General features: G+C 70.5%; 17 protein-coding genes. 12 read left to right on the forward strand and 5 right to left on the reverse strand.

The genetic code is table 11. The features are described from left to right. Nucleotides 1–71: 71 nt before the first annotated feature. Nucleotides 72–653: a tRNA (N6-threonylcarbamoyladenosine(37)-N6)-methyltransferase TrmO gene (tsaA, locus tag A33M_RS01595; protein ID WP_008382686.1), complete on the reverse strand. Its 582-nt coding sequence runs from the start codon at nt 651–653 to the stop codon at nt 72–74. Nucleotides 654–920: 267 nt separating this feature from the next. On the opposite strand from tsaA, the gene A33M_RS01600 reads away from it, so the two are divergent. From A33M_RS01600 to A33M_RS01625, 6 genes are all read left to right on the forward strand, one after another. Continuing rightward, nucleotides 921–1,919 carry an ArsR/SmtB family transcription factor gene (locus A33M_RS01600; protein ID WP_008382687.1) on the forward strand — a complete coding sequence of 333 codons (999 nt, stop codon included), beginning with the start codon at nt 921–923 and terminating at the stop codon, nt 1,917–1,919. Further along, nucleotides 1,919–2,869: a methylenetetrahydrofolate reductase [NAD(P)H] gene (gene metF / locus A33M_RS01605; RefSeq protein WP_008382688.1), complete on the forward strand. Its 951-nt coding sequence runs from the start codon at nt 1,919–1,921 to the stop codon at nt 2,867–2,869. The genes A33M_RS01600 and metF overlap by 1 nt, the downstream gene beginning before the upstream one ends. A gap of 70 nt (nt 2,870–2,939) precedes the next feature. Continuing rightward, nucleotides 2,940–3,191, forward strand: coding sequence for a hypothetical protein (locus A33M_RS01610; RefSeq protein ID WP_040618848.1), 252 nt, complete (start codon nt 2,940–2,942; stop codon nt 3,189–3,191). 83 nt (nt 3,192–3,274) lie between these two features. Further along, nucleotides 3,275–7,024: a methionine synthase gene (gene metH, locus A33M_RS01615; RefSeq protein WP_008382691.1), complete on the forward strand. Its 3,750-nt coding sequence runs from the start codon at nt 3,275–3,277 to the stop codon at nt 7,022–7,024. A 106-nt stretch (nt 7,025–7,130) separates the two neighbouring features. Continuing rightward, nucleotides 7,131–9,311 (forward strand): VTT domain-containing protein, encoded by a 2,181-nt coding sequence (locus A33M_RS01620; RefSeq protein WP_008382692.1) that lies wholly within the window; start codon nt 7,131–7,133, stop codon nt 9,309–9,311. Further along, nucleotides 9,308–10,105, forward strand: a complete 798-nt coding sequence (locus tag A33M_RS01625; protein ID WP_202801756.1) for an endonuclease/exonuclease/phosphatase family protein — start codon at nt 9,308–9,310, stop codon at nt 10,103–10,105. Before A33M_RS01620 ends, A33M_RS01625 begins: the two co-directional genes overlap by 4 nt. Here the strand turns inward: A33M_RS01625 and A33M_RS01630 are convergent. After that, a complete protein-coding gene (locus tag A33M_RS01630) occupies nt 10,030–10,632 on the reverse strand; it encodes an isochorismatase family protein (protein ID WP_040618910.1) in 603 nt (200 codons plus the stop codon). The two genes, A33M_RS01625 and A33M_RS01630, sit on opposite strands and share 76 nt — an antisense overlap. Nucleotides 10,633–11,199: 567 nt before the next feature. Beyond that, nucleotides 11,200–12,492, reverse strand: coding sequence for an amidase (locus A33M_RS01635; protein WP_040618849.1), 1,293 nt, complete (start codon nt 12,490–12,492; stop codon nt 11,200–11,202). A gap of 178 nt (nt 12,493–12,670) precedes the next feature. Here A33M_RS01635 and A33M_RS01640 point away from each other — a divergent pair, with 178 nt between their 5' ends. From A33M_RS01640 to A33M_RS01660, 5 genes are all read left to right on the forward strand, one after another. Continuing rightward, nucleotides 12,671–14,209 (forward strand): extensin-like domain-containing protein, encoded by a 1,539-nt coding sequence (locus tag A33M_RS01640; protein WP_052026798.1) that lies wholly within the window; start codon nt 12,671–12,673, stop codon nt 14,207–14,209. 179 nt (nt 14,210–14,388) lie between these two features. After that, on the forward strand, nt 14,389–16,551 hold the full coding sequence (locus tag A33M_RS22020; protein WP_052026799.1) for an HWE histidine kinase domain-containing protein: 2,163 nt from the start codon (nt 14,389–14,391) through the stop codon (nt 16,549–16,551). 204 nt (nt 16,552–16,755) lie between these two features. Continuing rightward, on the forward strand, nt 16,756–17,811 hold the full coding sequence (locus A33M_RS25190) for a TIM44-like domain-containing protein (protein WP_008382697.1): 1,056 nt from the start codon (nt 16,756–16,758) through the stop codon (nt 17,809–17,811). A gap of 217 nt (nt 17,812–18,028) precedes the next feature. After that, nucleotides 18,029–18,463: a CBS domain-containing protein gene (locus A33M_RS01655; protein WP_008382698.1), complete on the forward strand. Its 435-nt coding sequence runs from the start codon at nt 18,029–18,031 to the stop codon at nt 18,461–18,463. Nucleotides 18,464–18,688: 225 nt separating this feature from the next. Continuing rightward, complete coding sequence (locus A33M_RS01660; protein WP_008382699.1) at nt 18,689–18,895, forward strand: hypothetical protein; 207 nt, start codon at nt 18,689–18,691, stop codon at nt 18,893–18,895. Between the two features lie 216 nt (nt 18,896–19,111). Here the strand turns inward: A33M_RS01660 and A33M_RS01665 are convergent, their stop codons facing one another. Continuing rightward, entirely contained in the window at nt 19,112–20,626 is a 1,515-nt protein-coding gene (locus tag A33M_RS01665) for an amino acid permease (RefSeq protein WP_008382700.1), read from the reverse strand. Between the two features lie 479 nt (nt 20,627–21,105). On the opposite strand from A33M_RS01665, the gene A33M_RS01670 reads away from it, so the two are divergent. Further along, nucleotides 21,106–22,164, forward strand: a complete 1,059-nt coding sequence (locus tag A33M_RS01670; RefSeq protein ID WP_008382701.1) for an NAD(P)-dependent alcohol dehydrogenase — start codon at nt 21,106–21,108, stop codon at nt 22,162–22,164. Between the two features lie 299 nt (nt 22,165–22,463). On the opposite strand, the gene A33M_RS01675 is transcribed toward A33M_RS01670, so the two are convergent. Then, nucleotides 22,464–22,907: a hypothetical protein gene (locus A33M_RS01675; RefSeq protein ID WP_008382703.1), complete on the reverse strand. Its 444-nt coding sequence runs from the start codon at nt 22,905–22,907 to the stop codon at nt 22,464–22,466. Nucleotides 22,908–22,923: the final 16 nt, after the last annotated feature.

The raw sequence follows: 22,923 nt of genomic DNA on the forward strand, positions 1-22,923 counted from the left end.
GGAGCCCGCGCATGACGGATGCTTGTATCCGAGGCGATCGTTGCATGCCCCGGCTCGAGGCCGCGAGCGGATCAGGTGTCCGACCGCGCGGTGCCGGACCCGCTCTCCGGCTCGCCCGCCGTCACCTCGCGGGCTGTGTCGCCCACCCCGTCGATCGTGGGGTAATGGGGCTTCAGGTCGATCAGCGGCGTGCCGTCGATGCAGTCGAGCCCGACCACCCGCACGCGCGTGCCCTCGATGCCCAGCAGCGTCACCACGCTCGCGGCGATCGGGTTCGGCCGCACCGGTGAGCGCAGCGAGAAGGTGCCGCGCAGCCCATCGGCGTGGCGGGGCGCCTGCACCACGAGGTCGCGCCGCGCCCGGTCCATCCAGTAGAGCACCAGCAGACGGGCGGAGGCCTCGACCCCCGCGAGCGCCGGCGCGAACCGCGGATCGAGCTCGAGCGTGCACACCGCCTCCGACTGGCGGGCATTGCGCGGGCAATCCGCGCGCCGCGTCCAGGGCGTGCGGATGCGGCCGATGTAATAGAGGCCGGCGTCGAAGGTGTCGGGCAGCGCGACCGCGACCTCGCCGGGGCGCGGCTTGTCGGCGTCGTGCGGCTCGCTCGCGGCGGCCGGGCGGATCGGTAGGCTCTTCTGTTCGGCGGAGGTCATTCGGGCTCCGTTGCGGCTGTCGTCACGGAAAGCGGGCCGTCGGCGGTTTCGTGGCGAAGAATGTCTCGGTTTCCGAACGGTCTCTTAGCAGATTTTCCCTTTGATCGGCCGCGCGGCCGGCATGCCCGCCGAGCGGAGCCGAACCGATCGCCGGCAACCGAGTTCAAGGCATAAAGATATCTTTATATCGGCTGCGAGGTGCGATATAGGAGGCGACCGCCCGGCGCCACCCGCCGCCGGAACCGGCAGATACGGACCGTTTCGACCATGCGGCAAACCCTCGGCTTCGACGATCTCGGCGCCGCCCTCAAGGCGGCGGCGGAGGAGACGCGCCTGCGCATCCTCGCGTTGCTCGCCGAGAGCGAGCTGACGGTGTCCGACCTGACCGCCATTCTGCGCCAGTCGCAGCCGCGCATCTCCCGCCATCTCAAGCTCTTGGCGGAAGCCCGGCTGGTCGACCGGTTCCGCGAGGGGTCGTGGGCGTTCTTCCGGCTTGCCGAGCAGGGCGCCGCCGCCGATTTGGTGCGCGATCTGATCGGCCGGCTCGACCCGGCCGACCGCACCATCGGCCGTGACCGCGAGCGGCTCGCCGCCGTGCGCGCCGCCCGCATCAGCGCCGCCCAGACTTATTTCGCCGAGCACGCCGCGGAGTGGGACCGCATCCGCAAGCTGCACGCCGCCGACGAGGCGGTGGAAAGCGCGATCGTCGCCGCGCTCGCCGAAAAGCCGTTCCGCGCGCTGCTCGATCTCGGCACCGGCACCGGCCGGATGCTCGAGCTGTTCGCCCCTTCGATCGAGCGCGGGCTCGGCATCGATCTGTCGCGCGACATGCTGGCGCTCGCCCGCGCCCGGCTCGACCGCGCCGGCTGCCGCCACTGCTCGGTGCGCCACGGCGACATCTTCGACCTCGCGCTGCCGGCCGACTCGTTCGATCTGGTGATCGTCCATCAGGTGCTGCACTTCCTCGACGACGGCGCCCGCGCGATCCGCGAGGCGGCGCGTGTGCTGCGCCCGCAGGGCCGGCTCCTGGTGGTCGACTTCGCCCCCCACGATCTCGAATTTTTGCGCGAGCAGCACGCCCACCGGCGGCTCGGCTTCTCGCAAGAGACGGTGACGCAGTGGCTCGAGCAGTCCGGCCTCGAGCCGTGCTCGCACCAGATCGTCCCGCCCGATGCTGGTTCCGACGGAAAACTCGCCGTCGGGCTCTGGCTCGGCCGCGACCGCCGGGTCGCGCTCGCCGACGCACAACCCCGTGAGGTCGCCTGATGTCCACCGAGCTCCGCCCGAGCCGCGTCCCGCACCACCGCAACGGCATGCGCGTCTCCTTCGAGTTCTTCCCGCCGAAGACCGAGGAGATGGAGAAGACGCTGTGGGAGTCGGTGACGCGCCTCGCGCCGCTTTCGCCCGCCTTCGTCTCGGTCACCTACGGGGCGGGCGGCTCGACCCGCGAGCGCACCCACGCGACCGTCAAGCGCATCCTCGACGAGACCGGCCTGACGCCGGCCGCTCATCTCACCTGCGTCGCCGCCACCCGCGAGGAGGTCGACGACGTGGTCCGCGGCTACGTGGCGGCGGGCGTCCGCCACATCGTCGCGCTGCGCGGCGATCCGGTCGGCGGCATCGGCACGCCCTACGCGCCGCACCCCGGCGGCTACGTCAATGCGGCCGACCTGTGCGGCGGCATCAAGCGGCTCGCCGCGGCGGAGAAGGTGGAGATCGAGGTGTCGGTCTCGGCCTATCCCGAGCGGCACCCGGAAAGCCCGTCGGACGAGGCCGACATCGACATGCTCGCCCGCAAGGTGGATGCCGGTGCGACGCGGGCCATCACCCAGTTCTTCTTCGACAACGATCTCTATTTCCGCTACCTCGACAAGGTGCGCGCCCGCGGCATCTCGCTGCCGATCGTGCCGGGCATCCTGCCGGTGCAGAACTTCAAGCTCGCGCAGTCGTTCGCCGCCAAGGCCGGCGCCTCGATCCCGTCGTGGCTCGCCGACCGCTTCGCCGGGCTCGACGACGATCCGGCGACCCGCAAGCTGATCGCCGCCGCCGTCGCCGCCGAGCAGGTATTCGACCTGGTCGACCGCGGCGTCACCGAATTCCATTTCTACACGATGAACCGCGCCGATCTCGTCTATGCGATCTGCCATCTGCTCGGCCTGCGACCGATCGGGGCCTCGGCCCCGGCGGCTACTGCGGCGGCCGAAGCCGTGGCGTGAGGCGGGCGGCGGGGGAGCGGAATCGAGACGAGACGCCTATTTGTAGAGAGACCCGTTGCAGGAGACCTCCATGGCCGAGCCCGAGAACATGATATTGGTCCTGTTGCGTGAACTGCGAAGCAGCATGGAGACGCGTTTCGATGCGATCGATCGGAAGCTCGCCGAGCACGACGGTCGTTTCGAGGCGCTCGACAGCAAGGTCGAGACCGTCAAGAAGGCCGCCTTCGGCGAGTCGCTGGTCGGCCGCTACATGGCCGCCGAGGTCGAGGAGCGGCTCGCCGCCATCGAGGAGCGCTTGTCCAGGCTCGAACGCCGGCCCTGAGCCGTCGACGGGCGAGATGCCCGCGCCGATACGTCGTCGAAGAAGAAAACGCCTCTCCACCCGGGCGAGGAAGAAAGCACACCATGTCGAACCCCGCTGCCGCCGTGTCCGAAACCGAAACCGCGCTGCGCGCCATCGCGCGTGAGAGAATCCTCGTGCTCGACGGCGCGATGGGCACGCAGATCCAGGATCTGAAGCTCGACGAGGCCGCCTTCCGCGGCGAGCGCTTCGCGAATTTTTCGCGCGACCTGCGCGGCAACAACGACCTCCTGATCCTCACCAAGCCCGACGCGATCCGTGCCATTCACCTCGCTTATTTCCGCGCCGGAGCCGATATCGTCGAGACCAACACCTTCTCCTCCACCAGCATCGCGCAGGCCGACTACGGCCTCGAGGACATCGTCTTCGAGCTGAACGAGCAGGGCGCACGCCTCGCCCGCGAGGCGGCGATCGCAGCCGAGAAGGAGGACGGCAGACGCCGCTTCGTCGCCGGCTCGATCGGCCCGACCAACCGCACCGCCTCGATCTCGCCCGACGTCTCCAATCCGGGCTTTCGCGCCATCACCTTCGATCAGCTGCGCGAAGCCTATGTCGAGCAGGTGCGCGGGCTGTTGGCCGGCGGCGCCGACCTCCTGCTGATCGAGACGGTGTTCGACACCTTGAATGCAAAGGCGGCGATCGTCGCCATCGAGGAGGTTTTGGAGGAGGCGGGACGGCAGGTGCCGCTGATGATCTCCGGCACCATCACCGATCTGTCGGGACGCATGCTGTCGGGCCAGACGCCGGAGGCGTTCTGGAATTCCGTGCGCCACGCGAAGCCCCTGTCGATCGGGCTCAACTGCGCGCTCGGCGCCAAGGAGATGCGCGCCCACATCGCCGAGATTTCGCGCGTTGCCGACACGCTCGTCTGCGCCTATCCGAACGCCGGCCTGCCGAACGAGTTCGGCCTCTACGACGAGAGCCCGGAGGCGATGGCCGAGATGCTCGGCGAGTTCGCCGACGCCGGCCTTCTGAACATCGTCGGCGGCTGCTGCGGCACCACGCCCGCCCACATCCGTGCGATCGCCGATGCCGTTTCCGGCAAGGCGCCGCGGGAGGCGGCGCGGCCAAAACCCTTTCTGAGGCTCTCCGGGCTCGAGCCGTTCACGCTGACGCCGGAAATCCCGTTCGTGAACGTGGGCGAGCGCACCAACGTCACCGGCTCGGCAAAATTCAAGAAGCTGATCAAGTCGGGTGACTACGCGACCGCGCTGTCGGTCGCACGTGATCAGGTCGAGAACGGCGCCCAGGTGATCGACGTCAACATGGACGAGGGCTTGCTCGACTCGAAAGAGGCGATGACGACGTTCCTCAATCTCGTCGCCTCGGAGCCCGACATCGCCCGCGTGCCGGTGATGGTCGATTCCTCGAAATTCGAGGTGATCGAGGCCGGCTTGAAGTGCCTGCAGGGCAAGGCGATCGTCAACTCGATCTCGCTCAAGGAGGGCGAGGCCGCGTTCGTCGAGCACGCCCGCACCGTGCGCCGCTACGGCGCCGCCGCGGTGGTGATGGCGTTCGACGAGCAGGGGCAGGCCGACACGGTCGCGCGCAAGACCGGCATCTGCAAGCGGGCGTACGATATTTTGGTGAACCAGGTCGGCTTCCCGCCGGAAGACATCGTGTTCGACCCCAACATCTTCGCGGTCGCGACCGGCATCGAGGAGCACGACCGCTACGGTCTCGACTTCATCGAGGCGGTGCGCTGGATTCGTGAAAACCTTCCGGGTGCGCACGTCTCGGGTGGCGTGTCGAACCTCTCCTTCTCGTTCCGCGGCAACGAGCGGGTGCGCGAGGCGATGCACTCGGTGTTTCTCTATCACGCGATCGCCGCCGGGATGGACATGGGCATCGTCAATGCCGGCCAGATGGCGGTGTACGACGACCTCGACCCGGAGCTGCGCGAGGCGTGCGAGGACGTGATTCTCGCGCGCCGCGCCGACGCCTCCGAGCGCTTGCTGGCGATCGCCGAGAAATATCGGGGCGAGACGCGGCAGGCCGAGAAGGCGACGCTCGAATGGCGCGGCTGGCCGGTCGAGAAGCGCCTGACGCATGCGCTCGTCCACGGCATCACCGACTTCATCTCGGAGGACGTGGAGGCGGCCCGCCAGGCAGCTAACCGCCCGCTCGACGTGATCGAGGGGCCGCTGATGGCCGGCATGAACGTGGTCGGTGACCTGTTCGGCGCCGGAAAGATGTTTCTTCCGCAGGTGGTCAAGTCGGCGCGCGTGATGAAGCAGGCGGTCGCCTATCTGATGCCGTTCATGGAGGAGGAGAAGGCCAGGAACGGCGGCACCGGCCGCAGCGCCGCCGGCAAGATCGTGCTCGCGACCGTGAAGGGCGACGTCCACGACATCGGCAAGAACATCGTCGGCGTCGTGCTCCAGTGCAACAATTACGAGGTGGTCGATCTCGGCGTGATGGTGCCGGCGGCAAAAATCCTCGAGGCCGCGAAGGCCGAGCAGGCCGACGTGATCGGTCTGTCCGGCCTGATCACGCCGTCGCTCGACGAGATGGTCAATGTCGCCTCCGAGATGGAGCGGCAGGGCTTTTCGGTGCCGCTGCTGATCGGCGGCGCGACCACCAGCCGTGTGCACACAGCGGTGAAGATCGATCCGAGATATCGGCGCGGGCAGACCGTGTATGTCAACGATGCGAGCCGGGCGGTCGGCGTCGTCTCGTCGCTTCTGTCGGAGACGCAGCACGACGGCTACGTCGCAAAAATCCGCAGCGAGTACGAAGATCTCGCCGCCGCGCACGCCCGTGGCGAGGAGCGAAAGCGCCGCCTGTCGCTCGCCGATGCGCGCAACAACGCGCTGGTGCTCGACTGGAAGGCCTATCAGCCGCCGGCGCCGTCCTTCCTCGGCCGGCGCGTTTTTGCCGACGTCGATCTCGCCGAGCTGGTGCCCTATATCGACTGGTCGCCGTTCTTCCAGGCGTGGGAGCTCGTCGGCCGCTTTCCGGCGATTCTCGATGACGACACGGTCGGCCTCGCCGCCCGCGCGCTGTTCAACGATGCGCAAAAGATGCTCGACACCATGGTGCGCGAGAAATGGGTGCGCGCCTCCGCGGTGGTCGGCTTCTGGCCGGCGGCGGCGCAAGGCGACGACATTCTGCTTTATTCCGACGAGAGCCGGCAGAGCACGGTCGCGGTGCTGCACACGCTGCGCCAGCAGCTCGCCCGCCGCGAGGGCCGCGCCAACATCGCGCTCGCCGATTTCGTCGCGCCGGTCGCGACCGGCCTTCGTGATCACGTCGGCGGGTTCGTCGTCACCGCCGGCCTCGGCGAGGACGTGATGACGTCGCGCTTCGCGCACGCCAACGACGACTATGCGGCGATCATGGCGAAGGCGCTGGCCGACCGCTTGGCGGAAGCCTTTGCCGAGCGGATGCACGCGCTGGTGCGCCGTGAGCTGTGGGGCTACGCCGCCGACGAGACGCTCTCCAACGAGGAGCTGATCGCCGAGAAATATCGCGGAATCCGCCCGGCGCCGGGCTATCCGGCCCAGCCCGATCACACCGAGAAGGGCACGCTGTTCGGCCTGCTCGCGCCCGACGAGATCGGCGTGTCGCTCACCGAGAGCTTTGCGATGTGGCCGGGCGCGTCGGTCTCGGGGCTCTATTTCAGCCATCCCGAGGCGCACTATTTCGGCGTCGGCAAGATCGAGCGTGATCAGGTCGAGGATTATGCCCGCCGCAAGGGCTGGACGCTCGGCGAGGCCGAGAAGTGGCTCGCGCCGGTGCTGAACTACGATCCGCGCAACAATCTGCACGCGAGCTCGGAGGCGGCGGAATAGCCGCGTCCGCGGCCCGCGATGCACGACACGGAGGGGGCGAGGGCACAAAATCGCGGCTCGTGCGTTGACGCCGGGATTTTTGCCTGTCCTGGAACCCCGTTGCGTGATGTCCGTTGAAGCCGTCGAACTCGACCCCGATTGCATCCTGCGGCCCGGCCACAATGTGTGGCGGGTCGCCGAGGCCGATCGCGCCGCCGTCCTGATCGACGGCGAGGGCTACTTCTCGGCACTGCGGCGCTCGCTGACGGCGGCGCGGAATTCGGTGCTGATCGTCGGCTGGGACATCCACAGCAAGACCCGGCTGCCACGCACCGATCCCGACGACGACCTTCCCGAGACCCTGGTCGATTTCCTCGGCGCCCTCGCGCGTCGCCGGCCGGAGCTGACGATCCGCCTTCTCCTGTGGAACTACTCCGTGCTGCTCGCCGCCGAGCGCGAGTGGTTTCCCTCCTTCGTGATCGATCAGCGCACCCCCGAGCAGGTGATCCTGCGGCTCGACGACCGGCTGCCGTTCGGCTCCTCGCAGCATCAGAAGATCGTGCTGGTGGACGATCGCGTGGCGTTCGTCGGCGGCATCGATCTCACCGTGCGGCGCTGGGACACCTCCTCGCATCGCCCGGACGATCCGGCCCGCGTCGACCCGGACGGAAAACCCTATGCGCCGTTCCACGACGTGCAGCTGGTCGCCGACGGCAGTGCGGCGCGCGCGCTCGGCGAGGTGGCGAAGGCACGCTGGTTTCGCGCGACCGGCGAGCGGTTGCCGACCTGCGTCGCCTCTCACGATCCTTGGCCTGCGGGTGTGAAACTGGATCTCGTCGACACGAGGCTCGGCATCGCCCGCACGGTGCCGTGCTGCGAGGGGCAGGTCGAGGCGCGCGAGGTGGAGGCGCTGTTTCTCGACTCGATCGATCGGGCGCGCCGCAGCATCTATATCGAGAATCAGTTCGTCACCGCGAGCGCGGTCGCCGAAAAGCTCGCCCAGCGCATGCGCGAGGTGCCGGGGCTCGAGCTTCTGGTGATCACGCCGCGCGAGTATCACTCGTGGATCGAGGCGAACACCATGCATGCGGGGCGGGCGCGCTTCCGCCGCATCCTCGCCGAGGCCGGCGTCGCCGACCGCGCGCGCTTCCTCTATCCGCAGGTGCGCGAGGGTGGGCAGGTCGCCGACACCATGGTGCATTCCAAGGTGATGGTGATCGACGACCGGCTTTTGCGGGTCGGCTCGGCCAATCTCAACAACCGCTCGATGGGCGCCGACGCCGAATGCGACGTCGCGATCGAGGCCGAGAGCGAGGCGGAGCGGCGGGCGATCGCGCGCATCCGCAATCGGCTGATCGGCGATCATTGCGGCGTCTGCGAGCAAACGGTCGCCGACATGCTGGTGCGCACTGGCTCGCTGCTCGCCGCGGCCGAGCGTTTGTCCGGCGGCGGGCATCGGCTCTGTCCGGTGAGCGATCCCGACGACGATCCGGCCGAGCTGATCGAGCCGTTCGCCGATCCAGGCAAGCCGCTCGGCCTCGAGACGGTGGAGCAGGTGGTCGACGGCATGAGAAACGGCGCGACCGGCGCGCGCGGCGGCCGCATGGCGGGCCGCGCGTCGGGCCGCATGTCGGGCCGCATGCCGCGCCTCGTGCCGATCGCGCTCGCCGTGCTGGTGGTCGCGGCGGTGGTTCTGGCGTGGCACTTCACGCCGCTCGCCGCGCTCACCGACGTGGCGCACGTGCGCGAGCTTCTGCAGGGGCTCGACGGCATCGGCCAGCCGTTCGCGGTGCTGGCGATCTTCGTCGTGGCGGGGCTCGCCGGCTTTCCGGTGACGGTGCTGATCGCCGCGACGGCGCTGGTGTTCGGCCCGTGGCTCGGGCTCGCTTATGCCGGGCTGGGCGCGATGGCGAGCGCGGTGGCGGGCTACGCGGTCGGCGCCGCGCTCGGCCAAAAGCCGCTGCTCGCGCTGCTCGGGCCACGGCTCGAGCGCATCCGCCGGCAGATCACCCGGCGCGGCGTGCTGGCGGTCGCCGCCATCCGGCTTCTGCCGATCGCGCCGTTCGTGGTGATCAATCTCCTGTCGGGGGCGAGCGGCGTGCGTTTCTGGGATTTCGTCGGCGGCACCGCGATCGGCCTCGCGCCGGGGATCGTCGCGCTGTCGGCGTTCGGCGACAGCGCCTACCGGGCGCTGCGCGATCCCACCCCGGCGAGCGTCGCGCTGGCGCTCGGCCTGCTGGCGCTGTGGATCGCGATCGCGTTCGGCCTGCAGACGCTGGTCTCGCGGCTGGGGAATCGCGAGCCGTGACCGTGCCTGCCGCCCCCGGCACCGTCCGGGTGATGACCTGGAACATTCACGGGGCGCTCGGGCGCAACCCGCATTTCGATCTCGCCCGCGTGCTGGCGCTGATCGGCCGGCACGACCCCGACGTCGTCGCCCTGCAGGAGGTCGATTCGCGCCGCCCGCGCACCGACGTGGTCGATCCGTTCACGGCGATCGAGCGCACGCTCGGCCATTTCGGGCTCGGTGCAAAGACCATCGTCACGGCGGACGGCGCCTATGGGCAGATGCTGCTCACCCGCTGGCGGCCGCGCCGCACCGACGTGCACGACATCTCCTATCCGGAGCGCGAGCCGCGCCGCGCCGCAGTCGCCGACATCGACACGCCGCACGGGCCGTGCCGGGTGATCGCCACCCATCTCGGCCTCACGCTGCGCGAGCGGCAGAGCCAGGCGAAGGCGCTGGCGACGCTGATCGGCGAGGGGCCGCAGGCGACCGTGGTGGTCGGCGATTTCAACGACTGGTTCTGGGGAGGCTCGGTGCGCTCGGCGCTGCGCGGCCTGTGCCCCGGGCGCAATCGCTTCCGCACCTTTCCGGCGCGCTTTCCGCTGCTGCGGCTCGACCGTATCTATTGCCGGCCGGCGGGCGTGCTGGTGCGCGCCTTCACCGATCGCGACGCCGCGGCGATCTCCGACCATCTGCCGGTGATCGCCGACGTGCGGCCGGTCGCCGTGGCGGGGCGCCTTCAGTCGGACAGCCCGTCGCACGACGAGACGATCGTCGCGAAGCGGTCGGCGAGCGCGGCGAGCGCGTTGCGGTGAACCTCGTGCGCCGGGATCACGGCGCCGCTCAACGGGTCGCGCAGGTCGCGGGTCGCGGTGGCGCCGGCGATCACCGCCGCCTTGATGCCGAGATCGATCGCGCCGCGCGCCGTCGCCTCGATGCACATGTGGGTCATGAAGCCGGCGAGCACCACCGACGAGCGGTGCAGCGCATGCAGGCGGTCGGCGAGGTCGGTGCTGGCAAAGGCGTTCGGCAGGCTCTTGGTGAGCACCGGCTCGCCGGGCGCCGGCGCCGCCGGCGCGACGATCTCCACCCCACGGGTGCCGGGGGTGAACGGGCCGCCGCCGCCCTTGCCGTGATGCACCACGTGGATCACCGGCACCGCCTCGCGGCGGGCGAGGGCGAGCAGCCGGCCGAGCTCGTCGAGCGCCGGATCGATGCCCGCGAGCGGCAGCGCGCCGTCGACATATTCGTGCTGGGCGTCGACCACCACGACCACGGCGTCGGCGAGGCGGACCAGGGCCGGCGACGCGCCGGCGAGCTCGAGCAGGGTTTTGGGGGTCATCGCGGTCTCCACTCGGCATCGGCAGGGGCTCGCTGGAGAGATAAGGCGGCAGTGCGCGGTTTGCAGCCGGACATCGGGCCGCGGGCACGCCAGCGGTCGGGCGCGCGAGGAGAGGCCGAGGGACGGCGAGGAGAAGCGGACCGAACAAACAAAACACCGGAGAACGTCGTTCTCCGGTGCCCCTTTCGATTCGACATGAACGCGAGCGTCACCCCTCGATGAACGCCCCAGTGTCGGATCGGGTCAGAATGCCCCCAGCACGATCGCCGCGACGAACAAGAACACGACGCCGACCGCCAAGGTATTCAGATCGATCGAACGGACCACCGATGTCTCCTCATCCAATTTCGCTCGACCCTTTGTAGCAGAACCGGACGTCCGACAGAAGCGAGAAACATGTTGCGTTGCCGCAACATGGAGCGGATCGAAAAGACACTGTGGGCAGCCGTGGAGGAGTTTGTCGGCTCCTGGTTCATAATCTTCGCTTATGGGAATTCAGCGTCGATTCACTGCACGGTGACCGACACGACACGGCGGTTCACCGGCTTTTCTCGGAGAAAGGAAAAGTCAGCCGGCGCGAACGATCGCCTGCTCGACGAACAGCGCCGCCTCGAGCGCGGCGCGGTCGCCGGCGAAGCGGCCGACCACCTGCACGCCGAGCGGCAGGCCGTCCGGGTCGTCGAGGCCGGGCACGTTGATGCACGGCGTCCCCATCAGCGTCCACAGCCGGTTGAACACCGAGGTGCCGGTCGAGCCGAGGGTTTGCGGCGCGGCGCCCGGCGCCGAGGGCGTCAGCAGCACGTCGACCTCCGCCGTCACCTCGGCGAGCGCCTTGCGGGCGCGCTTGGCGGTGCGGCGGGCATCGTCGTAGGCGGCGGGCGTCACCGTCGCCGCCTCGTCGAGCAGCCGGCGCAGCAGCGGCCGCAGCCGGTCGCGGTGGTGGTCGTACTCGAAGGCGAGCGCGCGATACGCCTCGTAGTCCTGGATCGTCGCGTGGATGCGGAAGGCGTCCTCGAAGATCGCCGGCAGGGTGATCTCGCGCACGGTCGCGCCGGCCTTTTCCGCTGCCTTCGCAGCGGTCTCGACCGCGCCCTGCATGGCGGGGCTCGCCTCGGGCCACAGATGGGTGCGCACCAGCCCGATGCGCGGCGCGGCGGGCGTCGCCCGGTCGACCCGGAGATCGCGGCCGGTGATCGCGGCGGCGCCGAACGCGGCATCGGCGACCGACACGGCGAAGATGCCGGCGGTGTCGAGCGACCATGAAAAATGCTTGCAGCCGACCATCGGCAGCAGGCGGAACGACGGCTTGAAGCCGGCGACGCCGCAATAGGCGGCCGGGCGGATCATCGAGCCGCCGGTCTGGGTGCCGATCGCGAGCGGCAGCATGCCGGCCGCGACCGCTGCCGCCGAGCCGGACGACGAGCCGCCCGGCGTGTGCGCCGGCCGGCGCGGATTCTTGGTGCCGGCCGGATCGAGGAAGGCGAACGGCGTCGTCACCGTCTTGCCGAGGAGAAGCCCGCCGGCGCGGTCGATCATCGAGACCAGCGCGGCGTCGGCTGCCGGCCGGTGCCCGGCGTAAATGGGCGAGCCGTATTCGGTCGGCAGATCGGTGGTGTCGAAGATGTCCTTGATGCCGAGCGGCAGGCCGCGCAGCGGCGCGCGCATCAGCCGGTCGGCGGCGGCCTCGGCGCGCCGCCGGGTGCGCTCGATATCGAGGGCGGCGAAGGCGCCGATCTCGCTCTCGCACGCCGCGATCGCCTCGGCGCAGCGATCCACCACGGCGGCGGGCGTCAGCGCGCCGGCCTCGATCTCGTTCGCGAGCTCCAGCGCACGCAGCGGGCGCCCGATGGTGGACGGCATGGCGATTCCCCTCGGTGACGGTGTTTTCCGCTCCGTGTGTCGGAAATTTTTCGGGGCATCAAGGGGCGGCGACGCGGGCCAGTCCCGCGCGCCACCCGTTACCGATCGGACACGCCGCAAAGAAGTTCCGTCGACAGCATCAAGCGTCTCTTAACGGAATGACTCGCATTGTCGGGGCATGACGCGCGACGTTCGTTTGTATCTCGTCGGCTCGCTCGTTCTCGTCCTGCTCGCCGGCTGCGCTCACAACTTCATGAGCGGCCAGCGCGAGCCGTGGCGGCGTGAGGCCGAAGTGCAGTGCCTGCAGTCGGGGGCGGTGACCCCCGGCTCGGCGGTCGCGCTGCTGTCGCCGATCGACGGGCCCGGCATGTGCGGGGCGGCCTATCCCCTGAAGGTGACGGCGCTCGGCGAGAGCGGGACGCTCGGCTACACCGACGAGCCGATCCGGCCGCCGGGTGCGGTTCCGGGCGGCAGCCGTGCCGCGGGTGCCGGCCGGGTGCTGGGCAGCCCGCCCGGTTATCTGCGCGTGCCCGACGCGCCGCCGCCCTCCTCGTCCCGGCGCTGGACCTCGCCCGACGCGGGCGGGGCGGGTGCGGGGCAGGGACCGGGATACGGATCGGGGCATGGGCCGGTCGCGCTGTCGCCGCCCGGCGTCGACGCGCCGCCGCCGGACGCCGCCGGCAGCTACACCCCGCCGATGCCGTCCTATGGCGGGTCGGCGCACGGCCGCCGCAGCCCGGCCGGCGCGTCGTCGAAGGGCATCGCCCGCAGCGGCCTGCCGCCGGTGTCCGGCGGATCGCCGTCGGGTGCCGGATCGTCCGGCCCCTCGCGCGGCCCGTTCGACTATTCCGATCCGACCTTCTCGCCGGTGCCGATGCACGAGGCGGTGCCGCGCCGCGGCGCGTCGCGCGCGACCGGCGACCGCGTCGGCTCGCTGCCGCCTTCGCCCGGCGCGCCGCAGGTGCGGGCCTCGGCGGTGCGCGAGGCGGCGGTGCACGCCGACCCCGACCTCACCCCCGAGTCTGACGGCGACGAGGTTCCGCCCAGCCTGCCGGCGATGGGCGAGCGGGTGCCGGTGTCGCCGTCGCGTGCGACGCCGCTGTCGACCGCGAGCCTGTCGGTCGCGCTGAAGCCGGCCGCGACGCTCGCCTGTCCGATGGTCTCCGCGCTCGATCGCTGGGTCGCCGAGGGTGTCCAGCCTGCCGCCCAAAAATGGTTCGGGCAGCCGGTGGTGCAGATCAAGCAGATCTCGGCCTATTCGTGCCGCGGCATGAACGGCAACCCCCGCGCGAAAATCTCCGAGCACGCGTTCGGCAACGCGCTCGACATCGCCGGCTTCGTGCTGGCCGACGGCCACGTGATCACCATCAAGGGCTCGTGGCGCGGCACGCCGGAGGAGCAGGGCTTTCTGCACGACGTGCAGGGCTCGGCCTGCGACATGTTCACCACCGTGCTGGCGCCGGGCTCCAACGTCTTCCATTACGACCATATTCATGTCGACCTGATGCGGCGCTCGAGCGGCCGGCAGATCTGCCAGCCCAAGGCGATCCCCGGAGACGTGGTCGCCGCGCGTGCACGGGGCGGCAGCTATGCGCGCCGTCACGACGGCGGCGTCACCGGCTCGATCGGCAGCCGGCGGCACGTCGCCAACCGCCCGGCGGAGCGACGGAACTCCGACGAGCCGGAGCTGCCGGCGGCGGTGGCGGGCGAGGATTGACCGCGCCGGTCCAATCCTGCGGATCGATTGCGCCACGGCCGTCCCGATCGTGTTATGCAGCAAAGCCGTGAGGGGAAAAAACGTGTTGCCGACCGGCCCTGCCGGTCCGGGCAGCGCACTCGTGTCGAAGTCGCCGGGCCGTGACCGGACCGGCGGCACAGCGTAGCGGAGCACCCCGCGTGTCGGTCCTCCCGTCCCGTGCCCGACGACAGAAATCCGGGCCGCGTCCGGGCCTTCGCCTGCTGCGGCGGCCGGTGCCGCTGCGGCTCGCCCTGGCGCTGCTGGCGCTCGGGACGTTGCTGCCGTGCCTCGCCTTCTTCGCGCTCGAATACCGGGTGCTGATCGCCGACAAGCAGGCCGACCTCGCCCGCCAGGGCCGGGTCTACGCCCATGCGATCGCCGACGACGTCACCCGCGAGATCGCCGTCAAGGAGACCCAGCTCGCGGTGCTGGCGACCTCGCCTCATCTGCACGACGGCAACATCGCCGGCCTGTACGCCCAGGCCAAGCGCACCAGCGAGAAGATCCCCGGCGGGGTCGTGCTGTTCGCCGCCGACGGGCGCCAGATCTTCAACACCCGCGCGCCGTTCGGTGCCGCGCTGCCGGACAGCCGCAACGCCGACGTGCTGCGCCGGGTGACTGCGAGCGGCGCTTGCCGCACCACCGACCTCTTCCGCAGCGTGCTCGACGAGCAGCCGCTGGTGTCGCTGCTGTGCCCGGTGCCCGGCACGCCCTATGTGCTGTCCGGCAATCTGCCGGTGGAGCACTTGCGCCGCGTGGTGGGGCGCCAGACGGCGGCGGACTGGGCCTCGACGCTGGTCGACCGCAACGGCTTGGTGGTGGCGCGCAGCGCCGATGCCCCGGAGGCGCTCGGCACCAGGCTCCCCGCGGCGGTGCGGGCGACACTGTCGGAGGCCGACGACGGCTGGACCACGCTCGAGGCCGGCGATGGCGCGGACGGCGCCGCCGGCGGCGAGCCGTTCGACGCCGCCTGGCAGCACCTGCCGAACGGCTGGACCGTGCTGACCGCGGTGCCGCACGCTCGGGTGATCGCGCCGATGAGCCGCTGGACCCGCGACGTGTTTTTCAGCCTCGTGGTGTTCTCGCTGATCGCCTTCGCCTCCGCCGCGCTGGTCGGCGAGTGGATCATCGCCGCCATGCGCGGCCTCGCCGACGCCGCCCGGGCGATCGGCCGCGGCGCGGTGATCGAGCGGGTGCGCTCCAGCATCCGCGAGGTGGCGGAGGTCGGGCAGGCGCTCGCCCAGGCCTCGCACGACCGCGCCAAGGGCGAGATCGCCAACGCCCATCTCGCCGCGCTCGTCTCCTCCTCCGGCGACGCCATCATGTCGGTCTCGCTCGACGGCGAGATTCTCTCCTGGAACAAGGCGGCCGAGGAGCTGTACGGCTACCGCGCCGACGAGGCGGTGTGCCGCTCGCACGCCATGCTGGTGCCGCCCGCCCGCCTGTCCGAGATCGAGGAGAAGGCCACCGCCGCCCGCGAGGGGCGCAGCCTGCGGCTGGAGACGATCCGCCTGCACAAGAACGGCACCCCGGTCGAGGTGTCGCTCGATGCCGCGCCGATCCGCGGCGCCGACGGCACGGTGGTCGGCATCTCGGTGATCGCCCACGACATCGGCCAGCGAAAGCGCGACGAGGCGCACGTCGCCTTCGTGATGCGCGAGCTGTCGCACCGCACCAAGAACCTGATCACCGTGATCATCGCGATGGCCCGCCGCAGCGTTCGCCAGAGCGACGATTTCGCCGATTTCGAGGACCGCTTCACCGGCCGCCTGCACGGCCTCGCCCGCTCGCACGACCTGCTCGTCCACACCGACTGGACCGGTGGCTCGATCGAGGAACTGGTGCGCCTCCAGCTCGCGCCGTTCGTCTCGGAGCAGTCGTCGCTTTCGGTCGAGGGGCCGGACCTGCTGCTGCGGCCGGAGGCGGTGCAGAATCTCGGTTTTGCGCTGCACGAGCTCGCCACCAACGCCCACAAGTACGGCGCCCTCGGCTGGCCCGGCGGCCGGGTGACGATCCGCTGGCGCCGCACCCGCGGGCCGGACGGCGACGTGCGGGTCAAGCTCACCTGGCAGGAGGCCGGCGGACCGGTGGTCGATCCGCCCGCGCGCACCGGCTTCGGCTCGACGGTGATCCAGAAGCTCACCGCCGCCTCGCTCAACGCCACCGTCGACCTCGCCTTCGACCCGGCCGGACTGCGCTGGGAGGTCGACATGCCGGCGACCGAAATCTTGAGCGACGGCAACCCGTTCCCGATCGTCCCGATCGGCGCCGCCGCGCCGCCCCGCTCGGCCTCGCCGCCGACCTCGTTGTCGACCCACTGATCGCCTCGCTCGCCGGACGAGGCGCGCCGCACCCCCGCGTCGCGAGCGCGCGCGGCCTGCGTCCGCCGCGGTCGCGACAAAGCGCCGCTTCCCGAGGCGGGAGCGAGCCCCGATATAACCGCGGACGACGCCCACCGCTCGGGACGTCCGGCCGCCGGAATTCTCCGCGGCCGAACGAGTCCGCAACGGATTTGGAGGACTATGATGCTCGGTACGCGCCTGCGTCCGATTCTCGCCACGCTCGCGATCGCCTGCGCCCTCACGATGGCTGCCGGTGACGCCTGGTCGCGCCCCGGCGGCGGCTCGAGTTTTGGCAGCCGCGGGTTCCGCACCTACTCGACCCCGGCCCCGACCCGCACCGCGCCGCAGGCGGCGCCGGTCGACCGCTCCTTCACCCAGCCGGGCCAGGCCGGCGCCGTGCGGCCGAACGCCGGCGCCACCAATCCCGGCGCGATGGGCAATCGCGGCGGCCTGTTCGGCGGCTTCGGCGGCGGCATGCTGGGCGGCCTCGCCGCCGGCTTCCTCGGCGCCGGCCTCTTGGGCATGCTGTTCGGCAACGGCTTCATGGGCGGGCTCGGCGGTTTCGCCTCGCTGCTCGGCCTGCTGCTGCAGGTCGGCCTGATCGTGCTGGTCGGCGGCTTCCTGTGGCGCATGTGGCAGGGCCGCAAGCGCGAGGCGGCGACCGCCGGCGGGCCGCGGCTCGCCGAGTTCGACGCGCATCGCCGCGACGGCACGGGCTCGGGCGGGGCGACCGGCCTCGGCGCCATGGGTGGCCTTGGCGGTGGGCTCGGCGGTGGCCTCGGTGGCGGGCTCGGCGGGGGCCTCGGTGGCGGGCGTGCCGCCCCGGCGGAGCCGTCCGACGACATCGGCATCGGTCCGGAGGACTACCAGGCGTTCGAGCGGCTGCTCGGCGAGGTGATGGCGGCCTACTCGGCCGAGGATCTGTCCGCGCTGCGCACCCGGGTGACGCCGGAGATGCTCTCCTACTTCTCGGAGGAGCTGGCGCAGAACACCAGCCGTGGCGCGATCAACAAGATCGAGAACGTGAAGCTGGAGCAGGGCGACCTCGCCGAGGCATGGCGCGAGGGCGACACCGACTACGCCACCGTCGCGATGAAGTTCTCGCTCGACGACCGCATGGTCGACCGGGCGAGCGGCAAAACCCTCGAGGGCGGCCCGGACGTCGCGACCGAGGTGTGGACCTTCCGCCGCGCCCGCGGCGGCGAGTGGATGCTGTCGGCGATCCAGCAGACCCGCTGATCGCGTCTTCATGCGAGACCGACACGGCCGTGGGCTTTTGCCCACGGCCTTTTTTTTGTGTGCCGGTCCGGCCGCCGGTGCCGCGGTGCGGCACCTTTTGCTGCATTGCGCAACGAGATTTGCGCGCGAAAAGGTTGCGGCGGGCGGCCGCGCCGAGGCATCCTGGAGGTGGTACGCCCTCGACGACCCGAGCGGCCCATCCCCCGAGGAGCCACGCATGAAAGTCGCCGATCTCTTGAAGGGAAAATCCCCCGGCGTGATGACGGTCCAGCCGACCGACACGGTCGCGGAGCTCGCCGAGCGGTTACGCCAGGCCCGGGTCGGCGTGATGATCGTCAGCCGCGACGGCCGGTCGGTCGACGGCATCGTCTCCGAGCGCGACGTCGCCTACGGGCTCGCCGAGCACGGCGAGACGCTGCCGGTGCTGCAGGTGTCCGACGTGATGACCAAGGCGGTGATCACCTGCTCGCCGCAGGACAGCGTCGCCGAGGTGTCGAAGGTGATGACGGTGCGCCGCATCCGCCACCTGCCGGTCAAGGACGGCGACCGGCTGGTCGGCGTGATCAGCATCGGCGACGTGCTGAAGTCCCGCCTCTCCGAGATGGAGCTGGAGGCCAACGTGCTGCGCGACATCGCCATCGCCACCCGGTGAGACGGCCGGCCCGCTCGCCGGATCGGAGCCGGGGCAGGAATCGGGCAGGCATCGGGGCAAGCATCGCTCGGCCGCGGTGGGCCTCGGTGCGCCGCGGCGACACATGCGGTTCCGGCGATATGATCACGTCCGGACGTGCAAACGCGGGCGTCGCGTTGACGAAGGTCATGTCGCCGCGCCGGCCGCCGTCGTAACGGTCGATCGGCTCACGCAGGAGACGCGCCCATGCTGAAGCTCGCCGTCCTCGTCTGGATGATGCTCGGGATCACGCTCGCCGGATCGCTGATCGTGGTCGTCGTCGCGGTGCCCTCGCTCTACGCGCAGGGCATGAACCTGATCCCGGTCGCCGGCCTCGCCGGCTTCGTGGTGGCGATCCCGATCGCGCTGGTCCTCGCCAAGAAGATTTATGCGGCGACCGCCCCGCGGGCGTGACGCTTCCGGCTGAACGGATCGGGCTCCTGGCCTTTCCGCGAGGAGTGGCCCGGCGAGCGCGGCTTGCCGGGCGAAGGGGCGTGGGCGCCGCCGACCCGCTCGAAACTCCCCCTCCGGGGAGAGCCGAAGGCCGGGGTTCCGACCGATGGTCCGAGCCGATCATCGGGAAACCGGATGACCGGCCGGCCGAGCGGCGAGCCGCCCGGCCGGGCCCGGTCAGGACGCGGCGGAGGCGGCGCGGGCCTGCTGCGCCACCCGGCTGCGGCGTGCGCCGTACAGCGCATAGATCACGAAGCCGATCGCCATCCACACCAGGAAGCGGATCCAGGTGTCGAGCGGCAGCCCGGCCATCAGCAGCAGGTTGGCGACGATGCCCGCCGGGGCGACCAGATAGACCGCCGGCGTCCGGAACGGCCGGACCAGCTCGGGCTGGCGGCGCCGCAGCACCAGCACGCCCAGGCAGACCACCGTAAAGGCGAACAGCGTGCCGATGCTGACCAGCTCGCCGACCAGCCCGATCGGCAGCAGCCCGGCGAGCAGCGCCACCACCGCGCCGGTGCCGATGGTGACGAGATACGGCGTGCGGAACTTCGGATGCACGGCGGCGGCGCGGGGCGGCAGCAAACGGTCGTGCGCCATCGAGTAGAACACCCGCGACTGGCCGAGCAGCAGCACCAGGATCACCGAGGTGAGGCCCGAGACCACCGCGAGCTCGATCAGAACCGTCAGCCACCGGATGCCGATCGCGGTGATGCCGACGGCGATCGGGTCGGGCACCTCGAGCTGGTCGTAGGGGACGATGCCGGTCAGCACGAAGCCGACCGCGACATAGAGGAACGTGCACACCGCGAGCGAGCCGAGCACGCCGATCGGCATGTCGCGCTGCGGATTGCGCGCCTCCTGCGCGGCGGTCGAGACCGCGTCGAAGCCGATATAGGCGAAGAACACCACCGCCGCGCCCCGCAAGACGCCGCTCCAGCCGAACTGGCCGGTGTCGGCGCCGGGCGGAATGAAAAAGCCCGCCGGATTGGCGGGCGTCACCCAGTTCGCGGTCGAGAGGTAGGGGGCGGCGACGGCGATGAAGATCAGCACGATCGCCACCTTGATCACGACGATCACGTTGTTGATGCGGGCGGACTGGTGAATGCCGATCACCAGCAGCGCGGTGATCGCCGTGACCACCAGCATGGCCGGCAGGTTCAGCACCGCGCCGGTCGCGCTCCAGCTGCGCAGCGCCGGATCGTAGTCGAGCGGCGCGCCCGCGAAGGCGGCCGGCACCGTGATGCCGAGGCCGTTCAGGAAGCCGACGGCATAGCCGGACCAGCCGATCGCCACCGCCGTCGCGCCGAGCGCGTATTCCAGCACCAGGTCCCAGCCGATCGCCCAGGCGACCAGCTCGCCCATGGTGGCGTAAGCATAGGTGTAGGCGCTGCCGGCGACCGGCACGGTGGAGGCCATCTCGGCGTAGCACAGGCCGGCGAGGCCGCAGGCGACCGCGCCCAGCACGAACGACAGCGTGATCGCCGGGCCGGCATTGGTCGCCGCCGCGTGGCCGGTGAGGATGAAGATGCCCGCGCCGATGATCGCGCCGACCCCGAGCAGCACCAGGTCGAACGCCGACAGCGATCGACGCAGCCCGAGCGCGTGCGTCTCCCCTCGCGGTTCCGACGGCCCGACGGCCGCCTCCTTCTGCAGGGCGGCGATCGATTTGCGAGCCCAGGGTGTTGCCATGGCGGGTCCGTCGGTTGGAGGGCGGCCGCATATAAACCACGAGGGCAACGATCGGTACCCCGCACGGTGCCGATCTCGCCGTTCAGCCACCCGAAAACGCGGGATTTCCACCACGAATTCCGTGCGGTAGCGAACAAGACGGTTTTATGATACCTTGGTATGATCCGCGTCGCCCGGCGGGCCGCGCCGGACGGTCGGTCCGCCGTCCGCTCCGGGACCGTCCGCCCCCCGTCCGCCGGCCCCGTCCGCTCCGGCCCCGGGCGCCCTGCTGGGAAGGCCGGTCGGCCATGCCCGGGACCGGGCCGGTGAGCAAAGATTGTGCAGCCCCTTGAACTGCCGCCCGCCAGTGCCTTGATCAGGACGGTGGCGCTTGCCGGCGCCACACCCTCGCTCATACCCTACGCTCCGGACCCGCTCGCTCGCCGCCGGCCTCCGGCGACCCGCGCGCCGGGTTCGCTCCTCGAAAGCACGACCGCCTCATGTTCACTTGCACCGGCTATGCCGCGGAGACGGCGACCGCGCCGCTCGCGCCGTTTACCTTCCAGCGCCGCGATCCCGGCCCGACCGACGTCGTCATCGAAATCCTCTATTGCGGGGTCTGCCACTCCGACATCCACACCGTCCGCAACGAGTGGGGCGGCACGCTCTATCCGAGCCTGCCCGGCCACGAGATCGTCGGGAAGGTCACCGCGGTCGGCGCCGACGTGACGAAGTTCGCGGTCGGCGACGTCGCCGCGGTCGGCTGCATGGTCGATTCGTGCGGCACCTGCGCCGCCTGCCGCGAGGGGCTCGAGCAGTATTGCGAGCCCGGCTTCGTCGGCACCTACAACGGCCGGGACGACGCGGCGGTGGGCGGCCACACCTTCGGCGGCTATTCGAGCCACATCGTCGTGACCCAGGACTTCGTGCTGAAGGTGCCGAAGAATCTCGACCTCGCCGCCGCCGCGCCGCTCTTGTGCGCCGGCATCACCACCTATTCGCCGCTGCGCCACTGGAAGGCCGGCCCGGGCAAGAAGGTCGGCATCGTCGGGCTCGGCGGGCTCGGCCACATGGGTGTCAAGCTCGCGCACGCGATGGGCGCCCACGTGGTGCTGTTCACCACCTCCAAGAGCAAGGTCGCCGACGGCAAGCGGCTCGGCGCCGACGAGGTGGTGCTGTCGACCGATCCCGAGCAGATGAAGGCACATGCCGAAAGCTTCGACCTGATCGTCGACGCGGTCGCCGCGCCGCACGACATCAACGCCTATCTCGGCCTCGTCAAGCGCGAGGGGACGCTGGTGCAGGTCGGCGCGCCCGACAAGCCGCTGGCGGTCGACGTGTTCAGCGTGATCTGGCGGCGGCGGAATTTTGCCGGGTCGCTGATCGGCGGCATCGCCGAGACCCAGGAGATGCTCGACTTCTGCGGCGAGCACGGCATCACCTCGGACATCGAGATGATCCCGATCGACAAGATCAACGAGGCCTACGAGCGGATGCTGAAGAGCGACGTGAAGTATCGCTTCGTGATCGACATGGCGTCGCTGAAGAAGGCGGCCTGACCGGAGGAGCCGGGGGCGTCACGACGGGCGTCGCGACGGCTCCGGCCGCGGCTCTGGAAAACGACGAAGGCGGGCCGGCGTTCTTCGCCGTGCCCGCCTTTTTCCTTCGTGGGTGGCCGGGGAGGCTGCCCGAAAAAACCATACCAACGGCGACAGAGTTCGACCTCGTCCTGAGGAGCACTCCGTAGGAGTGCGTCTCGAAGGACGAGGGCACGGACGAGGGTGAGACCTCGTCCTCATCCTTCGAGACGCCGCCTCCGGCAGCCCTCGGGATGAGGTCATGGCTCCCTGAGCCGCTCTCACATCCGGCAGCGCTTGTAGGTCAGCTCCATCCCCTCCATGCCCGGAAAAACCCGCACCATCGTGTCGGGGTCGGGCAGCTCGACCGAGAACTGCACGTTCGACGTCATGATGTCGGAGGCGCAGGAGGCGAGCAGGTGGGTGACCGGGCCGGCGACCCGGCGTGCCTTGATCGAGCAGGCGATCGCCTTGCCGCGGATCTTCGTGCCGTCGATGATCACGCCGCCGCCGAACACCTCGGAATCGGTGCGGAAGACGATCCCCTTTCCGGTCTTCTCGAACAGCTTGTCGCAGGCCGAGCCGTCGGTCGCCCAGGCGCCGCTGAGGTCCGCCGCCGCCGCGGGCGTCGCCAGCGGACCGGCGAGCAGCGCGACGGCGCAGGCTGCGAGCGCTGCCGTCGGCAGCATCCCTACGAGACGCGAACGGCTCGGGTTGCGGGTCATGATGTCGTCCTCCGAT

Origin of the sequence: Rhodovulum sp. PH10 (assembly GCF_000293785.1) — a bacterium.
GTDB lineage: Bacteria > Pseudomonadota > Alphaproteobacteria > Rhizobiales > Xanthobacteraceae > Rhodoplanes.

What these genes read in the sequence shown, in the direction of transcription:
- tsaA (WP_008382686.1), bottom strand. Translation starts at nt 653, where the DNA reads ATGACCTCCGCCGAACAGAAGAGCCTACCGATCCGCCCGGCCGCCGCG.
- A33M_RS01600 (WP_008382687.1), top strand. Translation starts at nt 921, where the DNA reads ATGCGGCAAACCCTCGGCTTCGACGATCTCGGCGCCGCCCTCAAGGCG.
- metF (WP_008382688.1), top strand. Translation starts at nt 1,919, where the DNA reads ATGTCCACCGAGCTCCGCCCGAGCCGCGTCCCGCACCACCGCAACGGC.
- A33M_RS01610 (WP_040618848.1), top strand. Translation starts at nt 2,940, where the DNA reads ATGGCCGAGCCCGAGAACATGATATTGGTCCTGTTGCGTGAACTGCGA.
- metH (WP_008382691.1), top strand. Translation starts at nt 3,275, where the DNA reads ATGTCGAACCCCGCTGCCGCCGTGTCCGAAACCGAAACCGCGCTGCGC.
- A33M_RS01620 (WP_008382692.1), top strand. Translation starts at nt 7,131, where the DNA reads ATGTCCGTTGAAGCCGTCGAACTCGACCCCGATTGCATCCTGCGGCCC.
- A33M_RS01630 (WP_040618910.1), bottom strand. Translation starts at nt 10,632, where the DNA reads ATGACCCCCAAAACCCTGCTCGAGCTCGCCGGCGCGTCGCCGGCCCTG.
- A33M_RS01635 (WP_040618849.1), bottom strand. Translation starts at nt 12,492, where the DNA reads ATGCCGTCCACCATCGGGCGCCCGCTGCGTGCGCTGGAGCTCGCGAAC.
- A33M_RS01640 (WP_052026798.1), top strand. Translation starts at nt 12,671, where the DNA reads ATGACGCGCGACGTTCGTTTGTATCTCGTCGGCTCGCTCGTTCTCGTC.
- A33M_RS25190 (WP_008382697.1), top strand. Translation starts at nt 16,756, where the DNA reads ATGCTCGGTACGCGCCTGCGTCCGATTCTCGCCACGCTCGCGATCGCC.
- A33M_RS01655 (WP_008382698.1), top strand. Translation starts at nt 18,029, where the DNA reads ATGAAAGTCGCCGATCTCTTGAAGGGAAAATCCCCCGGCGTGATGACG.
- A33M_RS01660 (WP_008382699.1), top strand. Translation starts at nt 18,689, where the DNA reads ATGCTGAAGCTCGCCGTCCTCGTCTGGATGATGCTCGGGATCACGCTC.
- A33M_RS01665 (WP_008382700.1), bottom strand. Translation starts at nt 20,626, where the DNA reads ATGGCAACACCCTGGGCTCGCAAATCGATCGCCGCCCTGCAGAAGGAG.
- A33M_RS01670 (WP_008382701.1), top strand. Translation starts at nt 21,106, where the DNA reads ATGTTCACTTGCACCGGCTATGCCGCGGAGACGGCGACCGCGCCGCTC.
- A33M_RS01675 (WP_008382703.1), bottom strand. Translation starts at nt 22,907, where the DNA reads ATGACCCGCAACCCGAGCCGTTCGCGTCTCGTAGGGATGCTGCCGACG.